Origin of the sequence: Anabaena sp. UHCC 0253 (assembly GCF_009712085.1) — a bacterium.
In the GTDB taxonomy this organism is placed as follows: Bacteria; Cyanobacteriota; Cyanobacteriia; order Cyanobacteriales; family Nostocaceae; genus Dolichospermum.
The window spans coordinates 1-2,080 of the sequence record NZ_VILD01000028.1 but is presented as its reverse complement, the minus strand read 5'-3'; the positions used below and the strand labels follow the sequence as shown (position 1 = coordinate 2,080).

The window sequence follows — 2,080 nt, the reverse complement described above, 5'->3', positions numbered from 1 at the left end:
AACCCTTGACAGAAATTGGAGAGGTTGATATATTGGATAAGTGCCGAAGAGAGACAACGACTCCCGGCAACTGAACCGAGAAAAAATAATACTTTGAAAGAATAGATTAAACCAATCCTCGTCAAGAAGATAATTAAAAAGATGACTTTGGGATTACCAAAGTTAATCTAAGAGGATGCCGAAATTTGAGATAATTTCGGAGCCAACAAACTCGAAAAGAAACAAAATGGAGAGTTTGATCCTGGCTCAGGATGAACGCTGGCGGTATGCTTAACACATGCAAGTCGAACGGGAATTTTAGGATTCTAGTGGCGGACGGGTGAGTAACGCGTAAGAATCTACCTTCAGGTTCGGGACAACCACTGGAAACGGTGGCTAATACCGAATGTGCCGAGAGGTGAAAGGCTTGCTGCCTGAAGAAGAGCTTGCGTCTGATTAGCTAGTTGGTGGGGTAAGAGCCTACCAAGGCGACGATCAGTAGCTGGTCTGAGAGGATGATCAGCCACACTGGGACTGAGACACGGCCCAGACTCCTACGGGAGGCAGCAGTGGGGAATTTTCCGCAATGGGCGAAAGCCTGACGGAGCAATACCGCGTGAGGGAGGAAGGCTCTTGGGTTGTAAACCTCTTTTCTCAGGGAAGAAAAAAATGACGGTACCTGAGGAATAAGCATCGGCTAACTCCGTGCCAGCAGCCGCGGTAATACGGAGGATGCAAGCGTTATCCGGAATGATTGGGCGTAAAGGGTCCGCAGGTGGCATTGTAAGTCTGCTGTTAAAGAGTCTAGCTCAACTAGATAAAAGCAGTGGAAACTACAAAGCTAGAGTACGTTCGGGGCAGAGGGAATTCCTGGTGTAGCGGTGAAATGCGTAGATATCAGGAAGAACACCGGTGGCGAAAGCGCTCTGCTAGGCCGTAACTGACACTGAGGGACGAAAGCTAGGGGAGCGAATGGGATTAGATACCCCAGTAGTCCTAGCCGTAAACGATGGATACTAGGTGTGGCTTGTATCGACCCGAGCCGTACCGGAGCTAACGCGTTAAGTATCCCGCCTGGGGAGTACGCAGGCAACTGTGAAACTCAAAGGAATTGACGGGGGCCCGCACAAGCGGTGGAGTATGTGGTTTAATTCGATGCAACGCGAAGAACCTTACCAAGGCTTGACATGTCACGAATTCCGTTGAAAGATGGAAGTGCCTTAGGGAGCGTGAACACAGGTGGTGCATGGCTGTCGTCAGCTCGTGTCGTGAGATGTTGGGTTAAGTCCCGCAACGAGCGCAACCCTCGTCTTTAGTTGCCAGCATGAAAGATGGGAACTCTAGAGAGACTGCCGGTGACAAACCGGAGGAAGGTGGGGATGACGTCAAGTCAGCATGCCCCTTACGCCTTGGGCTACACACGTACTACAATGCTCCGGACAAAGGGCAGCTACACAGCGATGTGATGCAAATCTCATAAACCGGAGCTCAGTTCAGATCGAAGGCTGCAACTCGCCTTCGTGAAGGAGGAATCGCTAGTAATTGCAGGTCAGCATACTGCAGTGAATTCGTTCCCGGGCCTTGTACACACCGCCCGTCACACCATGGAAGTTGGTCACGCCCGAAGTCATTACCCCAACCGAAAGGGGGGGGATGCCTAAGGTAGGACTGATGACTGGGGTGAAGTCGTAACAAGGTAGCCGTACCGGAAGGTGTGGCTGGATCACCTCCTTTTAGGGAGACCTAATCCATTTAGAAATCGAAAACAATGTGAGTTGTTAATAGAAACTAAATTGGTCTATCCTAGGTCGGTCGAGATTGGTATAAATCTTTCAAAGTATTATTCGGCTTAGTTCACGAAATAAAAGAATTAATTGACAGGATAAAAGTCAGCACCTAACAAAAAGAGTTAGACTGCTGGGTTGAATTCCAGCCAGAACCTTGAAAACTGCATAAGAGAAAGAGAAGAAGCAGGCAGACGCATGGAAAGATGTGGATGCAAAGAAAAAGTGGTCAAGCTAATAAGGGCTAATGGTGGATACCTAGGCACACAGAGGCGAACGAAGGACGTGGTTACCGACGAAATGTTCCGGGGGAGTTG

General features: G+C 49.2%; 1 rRNA gene. It reads left to right on the top strand.

The features are described 5' to 3' along the window. Positions 1-223 precede the first annotated feature (223 nt). Positions 224-1,713, top strand: a 16S ribosomal RNA gene (locus FJR38_RS27490). Positions 1,714-2,080: the final 367 nt, after the last annotated feature.